The sequence below is a fragment of the Kitasatospora sp. NBC_00374 genome (genome assembly GCF_041434935.1).
Classification (GTDB): Bacteria; Actinomycetota; Actinomycetes; order Streptomycetales; family Streptomycetaceae; genus Kitasatospora.
This window is the reverse complement of record NZ_CP107964.1, coordinates 7,483,606-7,501,390: the sequence shown is the minus strand read 5'-3', so window position 1 is coordinate 7,501,390 and position 17,785 is coordinate 7,483,606. Positions and strand designations below refer to the sequence as shown.

The following is a 17,785-nucleotide window of genomic DNA, read 5'->3' as shown; positions in this document are numbered from 1 at the left end:
GCACGGGCCCGCCCCCTCCTCGCTCTCCCGGGAGGGGGTCGGGGCCTTAACGGCCGTCAGCACGGCCGGTGCGAACAGCCGGTGCGAACGGCCGGACCGGCCGGCACCACAAGCACGGAGCCGGTCCCCGCAGCTGGGCTGCGGGGACCGGCTCCGGTGCCGAGCTCAGTCCTGCGCCGGCGAGTTGGCCAGCCCGGCCTGGATCAGGCCCATCACGGAGGAGTCGGTGAGCGTGGTGGTGTCGCCCACCTCGCGGTTCTCCGCCACGTCCCGCAGGAGTCGTCGCATGATCTTGCCGGAGCGGGTCTTCGGCAGCTCGTTCACCACCAGGATCTGCTTGGGTTTGGCGATGGGGCCGAGGGTGCGGCCGACGTGGTTGCGCAGGTCGGCGGTGAGGTCGTCGCTGTCGGTGGCGGTGCCGCGGAGGATGACGAAGGCGACGATGGCCTGGCCGGTGGTGGGGTCGGCGGCGCCGACGACGGCGGCTTCGGCGACGGCGGGGTGGCCGACGAGGGCGGATTCGACCTCGGTGGTGGAGATGTTGTGGCCGGAGACGAGCATGACGTCGTCGACGCGGCCGAGCAGCCAGATGTCGCCGTCGTCGTCCTTCTTGGCGCCGTCGCCGGCGAAGTAGCGGCCGGGGAAGCGGGACCAGTAGGTGTCGAGGTAGCGCTGGTCGTCGCCCCAGATGGTGCGGAGCATGGAGGGCCAGGGCTCGGTGAGGACGAGGTAGCCGCCGGAGCCGTCGGGGACCTCGTTGGCCTCGTCGTCGACGACGGTGGCGGCGATGCCGGGCAGGGCGCGTTGGGCGGAGCCGGGCTTGGTGTGGGTGACGCCGGGCAGCGGGCTGATCATCATGGCGCCGGTCTCGGTCTGCCACCAGGTGTCGACGATGGGGGCGGTGCCCGCGCCGATGTGCTCGCGGTACCAGATCCACGCCTCGGGGTTGATCGGTTCGCCCACGGATCCGAGCACGCGCAGGGAGCTGAGGTCGAACTTGGCGGGGATGTCGTCGCCCCACTTCATGAAGGTGCGGATCGCGGTGGGGGCGGTGTAGAGGATGGTGACGCCGTACTTCTGGACGATCTCCCAGAAGCGGCCCTGGTGGGGGGTGTCGGGGGTGCCTTCGTAGATGACCTGGGTGGCGCCGTTGGCGAGCGGGCCGTAGACGATGTAGGAGTGGCCGGTGACCCAGCCGATGTCGGCGGTGCACCAGTAGACGTCCGACTCGGGCTTGAGGTCGAAGACGGCGTGGTGGGTGTAGGCGGCCTGGGTGAGGTAGCCGCCGGAGGTGTGCAGGATGCCCTTGGGCTTTCCGGTGGTGCCGGAGGTGTAGAGGATGAACAGCGGGTGTTCGGCGTCGTGGGCTTCGGGGGTGTGGGTGCTGGACTGGCGGTCGCAGATGTCGTGCCACCACACGTCGCGGCCCTCGGTGAGGGTGGTGTCCTGGCCGGTGCGGCGGACGACCAGGACGTGTTCGACCTGGGGGCACTTGGTGAGGGCCTCGTCGATGGCGGGCTTGAGGGCGGTGGCCTTGCCGCGGCGGAAGCCGCCGTCGGCGGTGATGACCAGCTTCGCGTCGGCGTCCTGGATGCGGGAGGCGACCGCGTCGGCGGAGAAGCCGCCGAAGACGACGGAGTGCGCGGCGCCGACGCGGGCGCAGGCGAGCATCGCGACGACGGCCTCGGGGATCATCGGGAGGTAGACGGCGACGCGGTCGCCCTTGGTGACGCCGAGTTCGAGCAGGGCGTTGGCGGCCCGGGAGACCTCGTCCTTGAGCTGGGCGTAGGTGAGGGTGCGGGAGTCGCCGGGTTCGCCCTCGAAGTGGATGGCGACCCGGTCGCCGTGGCCGGCCTCGACGTGCCGGTCGACGCAGTTGTAGGCGACGTTGAGTTTGCCGTCGGCGAACCACTTGGCGAACGGCGGGTTCGACCAGTCCAGGGTCTCGGTCGGTTCGACCGCCCAGTGCAGGCGGCGGGCCTGCTCGGCCCAGAACCCGAGCCGGTCCTCGGAGGCCTGCGCGTACGCGGCGGCGGTCACGTTCGCGGCCGCGGCGAGCTCCGCCGGCGGCGCGAAACGGCGGTCCTCCTTGAGCAGGTTGGCCAGACTCTCGTTGCGCATGTGAAACTCCAAATACTTGATCATTCGGAGAGGCGTGCCTCCCCCGTGCCTGTCATCGATCTTGGGGCCTGCCGGGCCCGCTCCCGGACGGACCGGACCGAAATGTCGGTCCCCCGGGCCAAATCCTTCGGTGGGCCGGCGCGCGGGACTCAGGGCCCGGGCCCGCTACCCGGCGACCGCGGCGGCGGCCGCGGCGCACGGCTGCGGCCGGGCCGGCGCCGGGTGGCTGCACGACTCCCAGGCCCGCGCCCGGCCCGACCAGTCGTGGGTGCGGTGCATGACCCACACCTGCCGCGGGTTCGGTTCGGTCACCCGGCACAGGGCACGCAGACCGGAGAGGTCGTACCGGCCCGTCAGCTCCTCGTACCGGCCGAGCAGCGCGTGGATCGCCGCCGCATCGGTGTGCAGGAAGGTGACGCCGTACCAGTCGATGATCTCCCAGAACCGGCTGCGCCCGGCCGGCGCGGGGCTGGTCTCGCAGATCACCTGGGTGACCCCGGCCGCGAGCGCGCCGAACACACCGTGCGGTCTGCCGCCCAGCCAGCCGACCTCGGCGGTGCACCAGTAGACGTCCGTACCGGGCCGCAGACCGAGGATGTCCCGGTCGGCGCGGCGGTCGGGTCGGCACGGCTCCGGTTCGGGCGCCGCCTCCCGCCGCTCGACGACCTCGTGCCACCACAGGTCGCGGCCCTCGGTCCACGGCACCTGCTGGCCGGTGCGGCGCACCACCAGGACGTGTTCGACCCGACCGGAGCCGGCGAGGGCCGCGTCGACGGCGGGCTTGAGCGCGACCGGCGTGCCGTGCCGCACCATGCCCTCGGGCCCGCCCGGCGCACCGGGCCGCAGGCTCCCGTCCGCGGTGACGACCACCTTGGCGTCCAGGTCCCGCAGGCCCGGGACCACCGCGCGGTCACCCGCGAAGAGGCCGAAGACGGCCGACGGGACGGCGCCGAGCCGGGCGCAGGCGAGGATGGTGACCACCGCCTCGGGGATCACCGGCAGGTAGACCGCGACCCGGTCGCCCGGGCCGACGCCCAGCTCGCGCAGGGCGCCGGCCGTCCGGGAGACCTCGTCGCCGAGCTCGGCGAAGGTGAGCGAGCGGGTGTCGCCGAGGCCGCCCTCGAAGTGGATGGCCACCCGGTCGCCGTAGCCGGCCTCGGCGAGCCGGTCGGCCGCGGCCAGCGCCTCCGGATCCAGCGAGCGCACTAGTGGGCCCCCGCACCGGTGAGCGAACGGACCTCCAGCTCGGTGTACTTGGCCTCCTGACCGTCCTCCCGGCGGGAGAGCAGGGAGCCCGCCCAGCCCAGCAGGAAGCCGACCGGGATGGACACCAGCCCCGGGTTCTCCAGCGGGAACCAGGCGAAGTCCGCGTCCGGTACCAGGGAAGTGGCCTTGCCCGACACCACCGGCGAGAACGCCACCAGCAGCACCGAGGAGAGCAGACCGCCGTAGATGCTGCACAGCGCGCCCCGGGTGGTGAAGCGCTTCCAGAACAGGCTGTACAGGATGGTCGGCAGGTTGGCCGAGGCCGCGACGGCGAACGCCAGTGCCACCAGGGCGGCGGTGTTCAGCTTGTCGGCGAACATGCTCAGCACCACGGCCACCGCACCGATGCCCACCGCGGCGAGCCGGGCGGCCCGCATCTCCTGCTTCTCGGTGGCCCGGCCCTTGCGGATCACGTGGGCGTACAGGTCATGGGCGAAGGAGGAGGACGAGGCGAGGGTCAGCCCGGCCACCACCGCGAGGATGGTGGCGAAGGCGACCGCCGAGATCACCGAGAGCAGCACGGCGCCACCGGTGCTGCCCACCCCGCCGCCGAGCCGCTCGGCGAGCATCGGCACGGCCGTGGTACCGGCCGCGTTGGACGCCTTGACGGCCTTGGGGCCGACCAGGGCCGTCGCGCCGAAGCCCAGCACCACGGTCATCAGGTAGAAGGCCCCGATGATCACGATCGCCCAGTTCACCGAGTGCCGGGCGACCTTGGCGCTGGGCACGGTGTAGAAGCGGACCAGGATGTGCGGCAGGCCGGCGGTGCCGAGCACCAGCGCGACACCCAGGCTGAGGAAGTCGAGCTTGGTCATGGAGGTGGCGCCGTACTTGAGGCCCGGCTCCAGGAACGCGGAGCCCTTGCCGCTCGCCTCGCCGGCCGCGCCCAGCAGGTCGGAGAGGTTCCAGCCGAACCGGGCCAGCAGCAGGACGGTCAGCAGGAGTGTGCCGCCCATCAGCAGCACGGCCTTGACGATCTGCACCCAGGTGGTGCCCTTCATACCGCCCACGGTGACGTAGAGGATCATCAGCAGGCCGACACCGAGGATGATCAGCTTCTTGGCGGTGCCGCCGTCCACGCCGAGCAGCAGCGCCACCAGCGACCCCGCGCCGACCATCTGGGCGAGCAGGTAGACCACCGACACCACGATGGTCGAGATGCCCGCGGCGGTGCGCACCGGGCGCTGGCGCATCCGGAAGGCGAGCACGTCGGCCATGGTGAACCGGCCGCTGTTGCGCAGCGGTTCGGCCACCAGGATCAGGGCGACCAGCCAGGCCACCATGAAGCCGATGGAGTACAGGAAGCCGTCGTAGCCGAACAGCGCGATCGACCCGGTGACGCCGAGGAAGGACGCGGCCGACATGTAGTCGCCGGAGATGGCGAGGCCGTTCTGGAAGCCGGTGAACGACCGGCCGCCGGCGAAGAAGTCCGAGGTGCCGCCGGTGCGGCGCCCGGCCCAGAAGGTGATGGCCAGGGTGACCAGGACGAAGGCGAGGAAGACCGCGAGGATCAGCCCCCGGTGTCCGCCGGCCTGGGAGGCGAGGCTCACGGCCCGGTTGTCGGTCATCGTGCGCATGTGCAGGTCTCCAGGTCACGGTCCTGGTGCCGGGCGCCAGTCCTCGTCGTCTCGTCGAACTCGGCCCTCAGCCGGTCGGCCAGCGGGTCCAGGCGGGAGTGCGCGTGCCGGGTGTACAGCCACGCGATCAGGAAGGTGGTGACGAACTGCAGCACGCCGAGGGCGAAGGCCGCGTTGATGTTGCCGACCACCCTGACCGCCATCAGAGCGGGCGCGTGGCTCGACAGCAGCACGTACGACAGGTAGACGGTCAGGAAGATCGCCGTCAGGACGCCAGCCGAGCGGCGGTACGAACGGCGCAGCCGGCCGAACGCCTCGCTCTGCGCGAGGTCGTGGTAGACCGCCGGGCAGGGCGCGGCGGCCTCCGGCGGGCGCTCGTGGGGCGGGCTGGTGGTGGTCATGGGTGTCTCCGTCGATGTGCTGTGGGGTCCGCCGCCCGTGTGGGTCGGGTCCGGCGGGTGGGACAGATGGTGCGTGGGACAGCTGTGGGGCAGGGGGGTGGGACACGCCGGGGAGGGCGGGAACGGCGGCGCCGGCTCGTGGGGGCGCCGCCGCTCCCGCGGGCCCGCTGTTCGCGGGCCTGCCCGGGCGGGGCCGCTAAGGGGGTGCGACGGCCTCCGGCCAGGAGTTCGGGAGGGTGGGCGGAGCAGGCCGGGGCCCCGGTGCCGGGGCTCGGACCGGTTCTGCGGCCGGGATCCCATCCCAGCAGTGGCCCCGGGCCGCGGGCAACCGCACGCGGCCGCGGGGCGGAGAGTTTTCGGTCGGCCGGGGCCGGCCTTTCGGTACCTCGGGCGGGCTGGCCGGGCGGCCGGTCAGGAGCCGCTCGGCAGGGCCGGTCTGACGGCGTGTCCGACCGGCTGCCCGGCGGTCCACCACGCCCGGGGGTCCTCGCACTGGCCCACGGTGAGCCGCTCGCCGTACCCGTTGTCGAGCAGGCAGCCGCCGCGGTGGGCGATGACCCTGAACCCCGGCCCGCCCCGACCGGGGTCGGACGGCCCCGAGCCGTCCTCGAAGGTCCACAGCTGACCCGGATCCCCGTCGGGCCCGGCCGGGCGTTCGTGCTGGAGGTAGACCGAGTCGTCCGGGTCGGTGGTGAGGACCAGCGCCCCGGCGTCGTCGCTGCTCGACAGCAGCGACTGCAGGACGAGTTCGCCGCCCGCCGACGGCCGGACCAGCCACTCCTGGCTCTCCTCCCCGGTGGCCGGCATGACCCCGACCGCCGTGCCGTCGGCGGCCCGGGAGGCACCGGCCCCGAACGCGTGCACGCGCAGGCCGGACTGCCGCGCCGTCAGCACGGTGAGGCCCTTGGCCGGGCCGGACCTGGTGACGGTGTCGGCGACGTCCGGCAGCGGGCCGGGGGCCAGGGTGACGTCTCCGCGGCGCCGGCCGGGGTCGTCGGACGGGGCTGCCGCGGGCTCGGACACGGCGTGCCCGGCCTCCCCGGCGAGCAGCAGCGCCGGCAGGACGGCGAGGACGACGGTGGCCTTGGCGGCGGTGAGCGCGGGTCGGTAACGCACGTGAGGGTTCCCCAGCGAGGTGATCGGTACGGCACGGGCTTTCCTAGCCGCAAACGCTGCACCGGCCGCCGCGGACACGGTCCCCCCGTTCCGCCGGGCCCTGACGTCCCTCGTCCGAGGGCCGCCGGCAGCGAACACCCACGCTAGGCAGCCGGCCGCCGAAGTGGACGACGGTCGGTACCGAAGGGTTAGGACCCCGGTACCCCTTTCGGCCGCCGGCCTGCGGTCTCCCGCCCCGTCAGGCCGACTCGCGGACCACCAGTTCGGTCGCCAGCACCACCTGGCGGTGGGCCCGGCCGGGCGCGGAGATCTCCTCCAGCAGCAGCCGGGCCATGGTGCGGCCCATCTCCTCGATCGGCTGCCGGACGCTGGTCATCGGCGGGTCGGTGTGCCGGGCCACGATCGAGTCGTCGAAGCCGATCACCGCGACGTCCTGCGGCACCCGCCGGCCCGCCGCCCGCAGCACCTGCATCGCCCCGGCCGCCATCACGTCGGAGGCGCAGAACACCGCGTCCAGCTCCGGGCTGCGGGCCAGCAGCTCCCGCATGGCCACCCGGCCGCCCTCCTCGGTGAAGTCCCCGAGGCCGACCAGCTCGTCCCGGTACGGCCGCCCGGCCCCCTCCAGCGCCTTCCGGTAGCCGCTCAGCCGGGCTCTGGCGCCCTCCATGTCCAGCGGGCCGGTGATCGTCGCGATGGCGGCGCAGCCGCGTCGCAGCAGGTGCCGCACGGCCATCCGGGCGCCGCCCGCGTTGTCCGCGAGCACGTAGCTGAGCGGCTCGCCGTCCTCGCGCCGTCCGGCCAGCACCGACGGGATCTCCAGGCTCTCCAGCAGGGCCGGCAGCGGGTCGTCCTGATGGACCGACACCAGCAGCACGCCGTCCACCCGCTGGGCGGTCAGATAGGCCGCGAGGCGGTCGCGCTCGCGCTGGTTGCGGACCAGGATCAGCAGCAACTGCATGTCGGTCTCGGCGAGTTCGGCCGAGACACCGCTGATGATGTCGGAGAAGTACGGCTCCGAGAAGAGCCGGGTCTCCGCCTCGGGCACGACCAGCGCGATCGAGTCGGTCCGCGAGGTGACCAGGGTCCGGGCCGCCCGGTTGGGTACGTAGCCGAGCTCCGCGATGGCCGCCAGCACGGCCTCCCGGGCCTTCTCGCTGACCCTGGGAGAGCCGTTGACCACCCGGGACACCGTGCCGCGCCCGACCCCGGCCAGCGCCGCCACCTCCTCCAGGGTCGGGCGCGCCGTCCCCCGGGGGGTGCCACCGGCCGCAGCGCCGTCCGAACCGCCCACCGCCTGTGCCATCGCCTCGCCTCTCCCGCCTCACCCGGTCGGGAGCGGCGGCCGCCCGGCCGCTCCCTGTCCGTCCCGCGCCGGGGCTCCGGCCGGCAGGCCGCGGCCCCGGACCAGGCAACTTTCCCACACCCCCGCTGGGAGCGTTCCCAGAGCCGCGGCCGCCACCGCCGGTCACCGAGGTGACCCACCGTGACCCGCCGTCCCGGGGCCCCCAGCCGCCACCCCCGGTCACCGATGTGACCCACCGTGAGCGGGGCGGCCGCCGGGGCCGGCGCCGATTGCCACCGTCACCCGATCGGCGCAAGCTGGGAGCACAGCCGTCGCCAGTCACCCGAGGTGGTAGAGATGGCGCATGCACCCGACGTGGTGCCGTGGAAGGCGCTTGCGGGCGAGAACGGCGCCGGTACGGCCGCGTACATCGTCCCGTTCGACCGGAACGGGGTCTGCACGGGCCCGCAGACCGCCGACGCGGTGGTCGCCGAGGCCGCCCGGGCCACCGACGTGTTCCTGTTCTCGCACGGCTGGAACAACGACTGGACCGCCGCCACCCGCCGCTACGACGCCTTCATCACCCACTACCTCGACGTCAGGCGGCAGTGGTGGAGCCACCCGGACCGGGACTACCGCCCACTGCTCGCCGGGATGTTCTGGCCGAGCGCCGTGCTGGTGGCCCCCGGGGAGGAGGCCCCCGCGATCGCCGGGGACGCCCCCGCACCGGATCCGGAGAGCGGGTCCGACGGGCCGGCGCCGCTCACCGAGCACCTCGCTCCGGCGCAGGCCGAGCGGCTGCGCCGGCTCGCCGGCCGCGACCGGCTCGACGAGCGGCAGGCGGCGGAGCTCGCCGCCCTGGTGGCACCCGCCCTCGCCGGCGGGGACGAGCTCCGCCCGGACGCCGGCCCGCCCACCGCCGAGCAGCTCATCGAGATCTGGGCCCGGCTGCCCGCCGACCGGGGCCGCTCCCGCGGCCGGACGGGCGGCTTCGTCGACGAGGACGCGACCGCGCCGCCCGAGGCGGCCGGCGGCCTCGGCTTCCTCGATCCGCGCAAGCTGATCCGCACGGCCACCGTGCTGCTGATGAAGGACCGGGCCGGCCGGGTCGGCGGCCACGGCGTGGCCCTGCTGCTGCGCGCCGTGCTGGACGCCGCGCCCGACGTCCGGGTGCACCTGGTCGGCCACTCCTACGGCTGCAAGGTGGTGCTCTCGGCGCTGTGCAACGGCCCGGCGCCCGCGCGGCCGGTCGAGTCGGTGCTGCTGCTTCAGCCCGCCGTGTCGGGCCTGTGCTTCGCCGCGGACGTCGACGGCGCCGGAACCCCCGGCGGCTACCGGCCCGCACTGGCCCGTACCGCCCAGCCGGTCGTGACCACGTTCAGCCGGCACGACCTCCCGCTGACCACCTTCTTCCACTGGGCCGTCCGCCGGCCCGACGACCTCGGCGACATCGCGATCGCCGGCGCCCCGCCGTCGCGGTACGCGGCGCTCGGCGGATTCGGCCCGCAGGGCGTCGACGGCCAGGCGGTCACGGTGGACGTCAAGGACCCGCCGGACCGCTACGGCCTCGGCCCGCAGGGTCCGCGCATCGTCGCCGTCCGGGCCGACCGCTCGATCGGCGGCCACGGCGACGTCACCAATCCGGCGACCGCCTGGGCGCTGCTCTGCCAGGTCATGGGGTGAGTGGGCCGTGGCCGTGCACCTCCGCGCCGAGCACGACCTGCCCGCGCTGCGTATCCGGCTCGCGAGCGCCGGACGGGCCGGGCTGACCCGGGTCGAGTTCCAGGCCGTCCGCGGCCTCGGCTCGCCGGCCCCCGCCGCCACCTGCCAGAGCGGCGATCTCGGTCTGCCCGCGCGGCTCTCCCCGACCGACCAGCTCCCGGACGAGGGGTTCCGGCTCCCGGACGAGGTGCTGCACGCCCTGGGTCCGGCCCTCGACGCGCTCGGGCCGGCCGCCGGTCAGCCGCAGGACGCGGTCTGGCTGGAGCTGGCGAACCCGCGCGGCTACCTCCACCTGGTGCCCTGGGAGCAGCTGCTGGCCCCGCTCGGGCGGCCCGTGCTCCGGCTGCCCCAGCACGTGCTGCGGGCGCAGCCGCCGTCGGACACCCTGGAGATCGCGATCTGCGCCGGCTCGCCGCCCGCCCGCGCCGGCGCCGCCACCACCTCGGCCCTGCTGGAGCGGCTGACCGGGCTGTGGATCAAACACTCGGGCCACCACGTCCACATCCACCTGTTCACGGACCTGGCCGGCTACCTGGAGGTGGCCGAGTGGGCGACCTGTATGGCCCCCTACCTGGTGGTGCACGATCCGCACGACGCGGCCCGGTTCATGGGACCGCGGGGCACCTCCCTGACGGCGGACCCGGGCGAGCTGGTCAACCCCTGGCTGCGGTGGATCCGGGACGCGCTGCAGCGCCGGGCCCTGGACGTCGTCCACTTCGTCACCGACGGCTATCTGGCCGACGGCCGCGGGGCGATCGCGATCGCCGGGACCCCGCTGCTCGGCCCGGGCCAGGCGCCGTCGGCGTTCGTCGGCAGCGCCGAACTGTGCACGCTGCTGGCCCAGGTGGGCGCGTGGTGCCTGGTGGTGAACGGCGCGCCGGGCAATCCGTCCGGCGCCGGGCTGCGGGAGCTGGCCGACGCGGTCGCGGCGGCGCGCCCGGGTCTGGTGATGGTCGACGAGCACGACCTGGACGAGGACGGCCGCCACCTGGCCGCGACGGTGACCATGGTGGTCGGCGGCGGTTCCGCGGTCACCGGCGCGATGCCCGGCGTGGTCTGCTGGGCGCATCCCCGGTTCGTCGACTCCCCCGGAACGGCGGCGCTGCTGCTGACCAAGGACCGGCGTTCGTCGCTGATCGGCGGCGCCACCCAGGACTCGCTGGTCGGTGACGGCACGCCCGCCTGGGTCGCCGCCGGCACCCGGTACCTGGAGGCGCAGCAGTCCGCGTGGATGCCCGACTCCCCGGACGCCGCCGAGGTCGACCCGGACGCGGCCGCCGCGCTCCGGTCGGTCTCCTCGCTGCTGGAGAGACACGTCCGTCGGCATCTGGACTCCGATCACGGAGGTGCGACATGAGCCGACTGGTCTTCCAGCTCTCCGGTTCGGTCGGGCTCGACAACCTGACGCACGTGCAGATCTCGCTGTCCGAACCGCCGGTCTTCGGCGTGCCCGCCCACCCGTTCCACTGCACCGGGGACGAGAAGGCGCTCCAGGTGCTCCGGGACACCCGGACGCCGGTCGACGACGCGACCCGGCAGGCGGGGCTGTTCCTCTACGAGGAGGTGATGCGCCATCCGGGCGTCGCCACCCACCTGCCGGCCGCGCTGAGCACCCAGCATCCGCAGCGCTACCCGGTGTTCGTGGAGCTGGCCACCGGCGCCGAGATCGAGGCACTGCCGTGGGAGTCGCTCTGCTCGCCCGACGGCGACTTCCTCGGCCTGGACGAGCGCTGGGCGGTCGGACGGATCGTCACCAGCCCGATCATCAGCGAACCGTACTGGTACTTCGCCCCGCCGCTGCGGATCGCCGCCGTGCTGTCCTGCCTCGGCATCCCGGCCGCCGACGAGTGGCAGGCCCTCCAGGACGCCGTCGCGGCCGTCCCGGACACCGAGGTCGACCTGCTGGTCGTGGTGAGCGAGCCCGGACTGTACGAGCAGTTGAGCGGCGAGGGCGGCCCGGCGCACCTGGCGATGATGCCCGAGGACCTCGCCGACCTCCAGCGGCTGGTCGCCGACTTCCGGCCGCACCTGCTGCACTTCTTCTGCCACGGCTCGGTCCAGGGCGGCCCGCACCTCCAACTGGCCTTCGGCACCGACTGGGTCACCGAGCGGCCCGACCGCAGCCTGAACGTCGAGGCCAGGGAGTTCCGGGACTTCGTCGAGGGCGCCAGCAACCCGCCCTGGATGACCGTGCTGAACTGCTGCCAGAGCGCCGCCTCGGGCGACGGCCCCGACAACCTCCAGTCGATGGCGCTCCAGCTGGTCTACGAGGGCGGCCTGCCCGCCGTGATCGGGATGCGCGAGTCCGTCCCCGCGGACGACGCCGTCCTGTTCACCCACGCCTTCTACGAGCGACTGCTGCGCGAGCTGGAAACCCGCGCGAGTGCCCCGCCCGGCAGCGGTGAACCGATCGACTGGGCGATGCTGCTGGTCGCCGTGCGCACCCGTCTGGCCAAGAAGCACAAGGAGATGACCCTCACCCAGGCCGCCTCCTCCACCAAGGAGTGGACCATTCCCGCGGTCTACATGCGCCCCACCCAGACCTCCGTCCGGCCCGCGCCGCAGACCGCTCCGGCGCCCGAGCCGCAGCCCGGCCCGCCGCCCGTCGAGGAGCCCGCGGAGCGGAAGCCGCCGGACGCACCGTCCTCCCGGCGCGCCGCCCGCAAGGAGATCGAGGTCCTGCGGGGCCTGCTGGCCCAGTTGCCCGCGAGCATGCCGGCCGCCCTGCGGAACGACGCCGAGACGCGCCTGCGCGAACTGACGGACCTCCTGGAGCGCAGATGACCACCTTGGCCGCCACCGGCGAACCGGACCCGGCCACCCTGCTGGTCGGCACCGACGCGTTCACCGGCGGGGAACCGGTCGCGGGGCCGTTCGCGGCGGCCTACGCGCGCTGGACGCTGGCCTCCGCCGAGATCGGCGAGCACCGCCGGCTGGTGCCGGCCGAGGCCGACCCCGGGGACTGGCGGGACGACCGGATCGGCTGGGGCGTGGTGCTGCCCGACGTCCCCGGCCTCGACCCGGCGGCACTGGCCCGGGCCGAGGACGCGCCGGAGCCGATCCGCCGGCTGGTCGAGGCCCGCCACGGACGGGTGCTGCGCTACCGCGCCGACAGCGCGTACGCGGACTGGACCCTGCGCGACTACGCGGGCAGCGGCGACCTGCTGACGGCCGCCTCCCCGCCGGGCTCCGGGCCGCTCCAGCTCCCGATGTACCTGCTCCTCTACGGCACTCCCGCCGAGATCCCCTGGCAGATCCAGTACGCGCTCAACCCGGTCCGCCTGGTCGGCCGGCTCGACCTGACCGGCGAGGCACTGGCCCGCTACGTCGACGCGCTGCTGAGCGACTGGGCCGGCTCCGGCGCCCGGTACGAGGCGCCGGTCATCTGGTCCGTCGACCTCGGCGGCGGGGAGCAGGACATCACCACCCTGATGCGCGAGTCGATCGCCGCGCCGCTGTACGCGCTCTTCGACGACGAGGCCGAGAAGGACATCACCGCACCGGACTTCGTCGACGGCTCGAAGGTGGAGGCCACCGGCGCGGCCCTCGCGGACGCGCTGGCCCGCAGCTCGCCCGCGCTGGTCGTCACCACCAGCCACGGCATGACCGGGCCGCTGGACGACCCGGACCGGCTGCGCGCCGGCCTGGGCCTGCTCGTCGGCCAGGACCGGGCGCCGGTGACCCCGGACGATCTGCTGGCCCGTTGGCAGCCGGACGGCGCGATCTGGTTCGCCCGGGCCTGCTGCTCGGCCGGCTCGGACAGCCCCAGCGCGTACCACGGGCTGTTCGAGGCCGACTCGCCGGTGGGCCGGGTGCTCGACGGCGTCGCCGGCATCGGCGCGGGCGTCGCGCCGCTCCCCCGCGCGCTACTCGGCGCGGCCAGACCGCTGCGCGCCTTCGTCGGCCAGGTCGAACCGACCTTCAACTGGACGATGTCGTTCCCCCCCAACCGCCAGGAACTCACCGGCGCCATCGGCACGGCGCTGCGCGACCGGCTCTGCAACGGGCGGCCGGTCGGGCTGGCGATGGCCCCGTACTTCGACCCGATCGGCAGCCTGCTGCTCCGGTACACCCGCGAGGTCGGCCGCTACGGCACCAGCGTCCGGGAGGCCGCCCGCGCCGCGCTCGACCTGGCGCTGTACAGCAAGGTCACCGCATACGACCGGGCCGCGACGGTGATCCTCGGCGACCCGACCGCCGCGATCCCGCGCCCGACGCGCTGAACCGTGCCGGCACCCGCGCGGACCGCCTGCCCCGGGGCAGGCGGTCCGCGCGGGTGCGGTAGCCCCACTCGGGCACGCGGAAGAAGCACACCTCGCTGCCGAGCGGAACGGCCCGCAGGTCGGCGGCGAGCGCGTCGGCGGGCAGTTCGGCGGCAGCCCCGGCGAGCACCGGGTCGGGCGAGCCGCTCCACCGCCCGGCCGGCACCGGCAGCGGCCACGGCCCGCCGGAGTTGGGCCGTCCGGCGTGGCCGACCCGCGCCCGCCGACCTAGCCTGAAGCCATGAGCAGCTACCACGGGACGGCGACCGTCATCGCCAGTGGTGTGGCGATCTCCGTCGAGGCCGACCTGCACGCCGAACACCCCGCCGACGGCCTCGCCAGCTGGCGGGGCACCATCCGGGCGGACCCCAAGACCAGCGGTCACGCCGACCCGGACACCGACTTCTGGCAGGTCCCCGGGAACCGCTGGGGAAAGCTGCGCCTCCCGGAGGGCAGGGAAGCCGACTTCGTCACGACCGGCCACGCCGCCGGAGCCCTGCAGATGGAGATCAAGGGCAACGGGTCCGAGCCGTTCTGAGCCCGCGGGCTCCGGGCTCGGCCGGCGCGCGTCGCGGCGCCGTCGGGCGGACGATTGAATCATGGATGCGACACAGAGATGGTGGCCCTGCCCGGGATGCCGCAGCAAGGACCCCGAGAAGGTCGTGTGGAGCGACTGGCGGACGATCGAAACCACCACCGCACCCACCGCCGAGCGCCCGGACCCGACGTTCCACCTGCACTTCCAGGAGACGATGGCCTGGCACTGCTCGGCCTGCGGGCAGTCCGGCCGCGAGGTGGTGGTCGTCGGCGCCAAACGGTGAGCGCTCCGCGGCCCGCCGGGGCGGCCTGAGCCGATCCGCCGTGGGCGCTGAGTACGCGTACTCAGGCGTCCGCCGACCAAGATCGGCAAGACTGTCGGCCATGACACCGGTTTCCACTCCCGAGCGGCGGCGTTCGACCTCGGGTTCCGTGCTCGTCGACCTCCTGCTGGCCTGTGCCGTCCTGCTGCCGGAGGCGCTGGTCGTGGCTGCCGTCGGCGTCTCGGCCGTCCTGACGCAGTGGGCGGCGCAGCCCGAGGCGTCGGAGCCCGCGCCCCCGCCGGTCGGCCACGCCCTCGTCCTCGGCCTGGTCGCGGCGGCCGCCGCGCTGGTGGCCTTCAACCTGCTGCGGCGGGCGAGCCGCCCGGTCACCGCGGTCAGCCAGGCGCTGGTCGCGATCCTGGTGGGCTTCCTGGCGCTGGCCGTCGCCTTCCCCAACATCCAGGCCCGGCAGCCGGCCCCCACTCCCGGGGTCTCCTCCGAGCCGGCCGTTCCCGGCGCCGGTGTGTGCCGCAGCGGCGGCGGCAACGAGGAGTGCATGCGCTCGGGCGGCTGACCCGGCTCGCCCTGGGGCCGTGGGGCTCCGGCCTCACCCGCCGGCCCCGTCCCGGGGCGCGTCCTGCTGCTCGACCCGGTAGCCGTCCGCGTAGCCGATCAGCACGCCCGACGGGTGGATGTCGCCGGGCGGCGCCGGCGTGTGGTGCAGGGTGACGGGCCGCTCGGTCAGCACGACGGCGTCGTCCAGGGGCCACCACCAGCCGACCCGGTACAGCGCCGCCTGGACCGCCTCCAGTGCGGGTACCGTCGGCAGCCCGGCGGCACCCAGCAGGCAGCGCCAGTGGATCAGCCGCGCCGGGTCCGCCCAGGGCTCCAGGAAGCCGCCGAAGCGGTCCTGGAACCAGATCGCCTCCCGGCTCGGCGGCGGTGGCGGGGTCACCACGTCCATCACCCGGGCCGGTCGCGCGACGTGGTCGGGGACGAGGCCCGCGACCCTGCCCTGCAGGTGCCGGTACACCAGCAGGCAGAAGGCCACCAGTTCATGGTTGGTCAAGGGGTGGAGGAGCTCCCCCATCGCCTGCTCCAGCTCGAAGGCGCCGGGCTCCGCCTCGGCCCAGTCGAAGTCGAGCGGTTCGTACAGCGGCTCGCCGAGGGCCTGCACCAGCAGCCGCTTCGCCCCTGCGGTGTCCAGGAACGTACCGGCCAGCCGCCGTCGTACCGCACCGTCGGCCGCTCGCCGCCCGGCTCCGCCGGCCGGGAGCTGCTCGCGGATCCGCTCCTCCGCCCGCCGGGCGAACTCCTCCGATACGCGCAGGGGCGGCCCCGCCTCGGTGTCGGTGAGCAGGGTGCCGTCGAGCCGGTGTTCCTGACGGTGCCGCAGCACCCAGGACGCCAGTGCGCCGCCCAGTGGTGAGTCCATCCACACGACGGTCCGCGGCACGGCCAGGCCGTGGGCCCGGTACACGGCGGCGACGGCCGCCTCGGCCGCCGGCCGGTCGCAGCGCCCGGTGGACCGCCCGGCCCGCAGCCAGGCGGCGGATTCGGCGGCGGCGCGGGCCCGGACCGCGTCGGTGACCAGTTCCTCGTGACCCACGTCGGCCTCCCCCGGATGGTGCCCGAGCGTTCATGATGACGGGGGCGGGCCGGTCTCCACCAGTACCGGCCGGGGCCGGGGAGGGTGCCGCGCCCGCCCGGGTGGGCGGGCGCGGCTGTCGTCGCCCGGGGGTCAGGACACCTTGGCGTCGGCGAGCCTGCCGGCCTTGGTCAGGCAGTCGCGGAACTCGTACCAGGGGGCGGTGCCCGGCCAGCGGAGGAAGCCGGCGGCACCGGTCCCCGCGGTCACGCTGCTGAAGCGGCAACCGTCGTAGAGCAGCTTGCCCGCCGTGGTGGCGGTGCTCGCCGACACCTGGTGGGAGCCCATGAGCGCGCAGTCCTGGTAGCGCACCATCGGACCGCGCGAGGGGTTGACGGCGTCGAAGCGGTACGCGTGGGTGACGGCGTTCGCCCCCCAGGCCTGGAAGGAGAGCGCGGTGTCGTCACAGGACACGAAGGTGATCGAGCCCTTGTACCAGCCCGAGTCGATGACCTTGTGGCCCGCGCCGCGCAGCTCGAAGCGGATGCCCTGTGCGTACAGGCGCATGGTCGAGTCGGCGCGGCCGCTCGCGGCGGAGCCGAGCTGGAAGAAGGTCCCGGTGGAGGCCGCGTCGGTGAGGATGTACGAGCCGCCGACGAAGTTCATCGAGCCGCCGCGCTCGTTGCGCACGAACGAGCCGGACTTGAACTCCACCTTGCAGTCACGGAACCAGTAGTTCAGGAACTGGTCCTGCTGCGGCTCCGCCGGCGTCATGCCGATCACCAGGAAGGCGTCCGTGTAGGAGCCGCCGATCTGGCAGTGGTCCCAGCCCATCTCGCTGTTGAGGTCGGAGGTGGAGGCGGGGCCGTCGAGGCCGATGCCGACCTTCCACGCACCGCGCCACTCGACGTCCGTGTACCAGGTGTCCTGCACGCCGCCGGCGTCCGAGGAGTACGCGTAGTTGAAGGTCGAGGTGGCGTCCTGGCTCTCGAAGGTGAGGCCGCTGATGCGGATGTTCTTGTACCGCTGACGGTTGGTCCACAGCGTGGTGTTCCGGGCCGTCGGCGCGTACGTGATGCGGGACAGCCGCTTGCCGTAGCCGGTGATCGAGATACCGTCGACGATACCGCCGTGCCCGACGCCGTCCTCGCCCGGAAGCAGCGAATCCGGCTGCGTCAGCAGGTAGTTGCCCGGCGGGACGAGCAGCACCTTCTTCGGGATGGCGCCCGAGACGGGACCCTGCTGGAAGGAGCCGAGGAGCTCCGCTGCGGCGGCCCGGAACGCGGTGTCGCTCGGCGTCTGGCCCGTCGGGTCGGCGCCCTTGGCGACGACGTCGACGACGTACGCGTCCACGCCCGTGGTCGCCGCCGAGGCGCTGCCGCCACCGAGGACGACGCTGCCCGCGAGGGCGCCCGCCCCGGTGAGCCCCGCGAGCAGTGCGCGGCGGCCGGGCCCGCGCCCGGTGCCGCCGTCCGCTCGGCCGTCGCCCGGCCGCTGTGCGTGTGTGGACATCTGTACCCCCGTGGTGTGCATTCCGGTGAAGCCCGGAGCAGGATGGATCATGGCGGTGAGCCGACACGATCTTCATACATACCCTCACTCCGCCACAAGGCTCGGTCGCCCACCACCCCCGCCGAGGGCAACGCCACC

General features: G+C 74.2%; 15 protein-coding genes. 7 read left to right on the top strand and 8 right to left on the bottom strand.

The window, feature by feature from the left end; all coding sequences use genetic code 11:
* Window positions 1-165: 165 nt before the first annotated feature.
* The 6 genes from acs to OG871_RS33190 all read right to left on the bottom strand — a co-directional run bounded on the left by acs (window position 166) and on the right by OG871_RS33190 (window position 7,784).
* Window positions 166-2,121, bottom strand: coding sequence for an acetate--CoA ligase (gene acs / locus OG871_RS33215; protein WP_371501880.1), 1,956 nt, complete (start codon window positions 2,119-2,121; stop codon window positions 166-168).
* Window positions 2,122-2,286: 165 nt separating this feature from the next.
* Window positions 2,287-3,327, bottom strand: a complete 1,041-nt coding sequence (locus OG871_RS33210; RefSeq protein ID WP_371501879.1) for an AMP-binding protein — start codon at window positions 3,325-3,327, stop codon at window positions 2,287-2,289.
* Window positions 3,327-4,964 carry a cation acetate symporter gene (locus OG871_RS33205; protein WP_371501878.1) on the bottom strand — a complete coding sequence of 546 codons (1,638 nt, stop codon included), beginning with the start codon at window positions 4,962-4,964 and terminating at the stop codon, window positions 3,327-3,329. The genes OG871_RS33210 and OG871_RS33205 overlap by 1 nt, the downstream gene beginning before the upstream one ends.
* Window positions 4,952-5,365 carry a DUF485 domain-containing protein gene (locus tag OG871_RS33200; RefSeq protein WP_371501877.1) on the bottom strand — a complete coding sequence of 138 codons (414 nt, stop codon included), beginning with the start codon at window positions 5,363-5,365 and terminating at the stop codon, window positions 4,952-4,954. Before OG871_RS33200 ends, OG871_RS33205 begins: the two co-directional genes overlap by 13 nt.
* 411 nt (window positions 5,366-5,776) lie before the next feature.
* A complete protein-coding gene (locus tag OG871_RS33195; RefSeq protein ID WP_371501875.1) occupies window positions 5,777-6,481 on the bottom strand; it encodes a hypothetical protein in 705 nt (234 codons plus the stop codon).
* Window positions 6,482-6,719: 238 nt separating this feature from the next.
* Window positions 6,720-7,784: a LacI family DNA-binding transcriptional regulator gene (locus OG871_RS33190; RefSeq protein WP_371501873.1), complete on the bottom strand. Its 1,065-nt coding sequence runs from the start codon at window positions 7,782-7,784 to the stop codon at window positions 6,720-6,722.
* A 336-nt stretch (window positions 7,785-8,120) separates the two neighbouring features.
* Between OG871_RS33190 and OG871_RS33185 the strand changes: the two genes are divergently transcribed.
* The 7 genes from OG871_RS33185 (at window position 8,121) to OG871_RS33155 (ending at window position 15,121) form a co-directional block, all read left to right on the top strand.
* Window positions 8,121-9,446, top strand: coding sequence for a hypothetical protein (locus OG871_RS33185; RefSeq protein ID WP_371501871.1), 1,326 nt, complete (start codon window positions 8,121-8,123; stop codon window positions 9,444-9,446).
* Between the two features lie 7 nt (window positions 9,447-9,453).
* Window positions 9,454-10,842, top strand: a complete 1,389-nt coding sequence (locus tag OG871_RS33180; RefSeq protein WP_371501869.1) for a hypothetical protein — start codon at window positions 9,454-9,456, stop codon at window positions 10,840-10,842.
* Window positions 10,839-12,269 carry a CHAT domain-containing protein gene (locus OG871_RS33175; protein ID WP_371501867.1) on the top strand — a complete coding sequence of 477 codons (1,431 nt, stop codon included), beginning with the start codon at window positions 10,839-10,841 and terminating at the stop codon, window positions 12,267-12,269. The genes OG871_RS33180 and OG871_RS33175 overlap by 4 nt, the downstream gene beginning before the upstream one ends.
* A complete protein-coding gene (locus tag OG871_RS33170; protein WP_371501866.1) occupies window positions 12,266-13,708 on the top strand; it encodes a hypothetical protein in 1,443 nt (480 codons plus the stop codon). The genes OG871_RS33175 and OG871_RS33170 overlap by 4 nt, the downstream gene beginning before the upstream one ends.
* A gap of 280 nt (window positions 13,709-13,988) precedes the next feature.
* Window positions 13,989-14,285, top strand: coding sequence for a DUF4873 domain-containing protein (locus tag OG871_RS33165; protein WP_371501864.1), 297 nt, complete (start codon window positions 13,989-13,991; stop codon window positions 14,283-14,285).
* Window positions 14,286-14,346: 61 nt separating this feature from the next.
* Entirely contained in the window at window positions 14,347-14,568 is a 222-nt protein-coding gene (locus tag OG871_RS33160; protein WP_371501863.1) for a hypothetical protein, read from the top strand.
* A gap of 100 nt (window positions 14,569-14,668) precedes the next feature.
* Complete coding sequence (locus OG871_RS33155; RefSeq protein WP_371501861.1) at window positions 14,669-15,121, top strand: DUF6234 family protein; 453 nt, start codon at window positions 14,669-14,671, stop codon at window positions 15,119-15,121.
* 33 nt (window positions 15,122-15,154) lie between these two features.
* Here the strand turns inward: OG871_RS33155 and OG871_RS33150 are convergent, their stop codons facing one another.
* Both OG871_RS33150 and OG871_RS33145 read right to left on the bottom strand, forming a co-directional pair.
* Window positions 15,155-16,156, bottom strand: coding sequence for a DUF6745 domain-containing protein (locus OG871_RS33150; protein WP_371501860.1), 1,002 nt, complete (start codon window positions 16,154-16,156; stop codon window positions 15,155-15,157).
* A 132-nt stretch (window positions 16,157-16,288) separates the two neighbouring features.
* Window positions 16,289-17,647 carry a hypothetical protein gene (locus OG871_RS33145; RefSeq protein ID WP_371501858.1) on the bottom strand — a complete coding sequence of 453 codons (1,359 nt, stop codon included), beginning with the start codon at window positions 17,645-17,647 and terminating at the stop codon, window positions 16,289-16,291.
* Between the last annotated feature and the right edge of the window lie 138 nt (window positions 17,648-17,785).